The 619-nt window shown below is 30.9% G+C and carries 1 pseudogene; it reads right to left on the bottom strand.

Features of this window, described 5'->3' with window-relative positions:
• Positions 1-552: pseudogene (locus M0D11_RS06360) on the bottom strand (pyridoxal-phosphate dependent enzyme); the annotation flags it as partial.
• Positions 553-619 lie beyond the last annotated feature (67 nt).

Genomic DNA, 619 nt, shown 5'->3' with positions numbered 1-619 from the left:
AGCAATTCCATCAGCAATTGAACTTTTACCTTGAATTTTAAATGGTTTTCCTTGTTTTAAAGCTTGATTATAAGAATCAACATTTTGTGCCTCAATCCCAATAAATTTAATATTTGGATTTTTACTTTTTAAATAAATTGAAATACCACTTAAAAGTCCTCCTCCACCAATTGGAACTAAACAATAATCAATTTCTTTACCCATTGCATTCATTTGCTCATATATTTATAAACCAATTGTACCTTGACCAGCAATAACAAAATTATCATCATATGGATGAACTAACGTTAACCCTTCTTCTTTTTCAAGTCTTAATGCTTCAGACATTGCATCATCAAACATATTACCACAAAGTTTAACAGTACATTTAGCACCACCAAATTCTTTAGTAGCGGCAATTTTGGTTAGTGGTGCTGTTACAGGCATAACTATCTTGGATACTAAATTTAAACTTGAAGCTGCTAAAGCGACTCCTTGTGCATGATTACCAGCACTAGCAGCAATTAAACCCTTTGCTTGCTGTTCCTTTGATAAATTAAGAATTTTATTTAAAGCTCCTCTAATTTTAAAACTACCTGTTTTTTGTAAATTTTCTAACTTTAAAAATATTGGATGGGTG

Source organism: Spiroplasma endosymbiont of Lariophagus distinguendus (assembly GCF_023846195.1).
Taxonomy (GTDB): Bacteria; Bacillota_I; Bacilli_A; order Mycoplasmatales; family VBWQ01; genus Spiroplasma_E.
The sequence above is the reverse complement of the archived record's forward strand: the minus strand, read 5'-3'. Positions and strand labels throughout refer to the sequence as shown.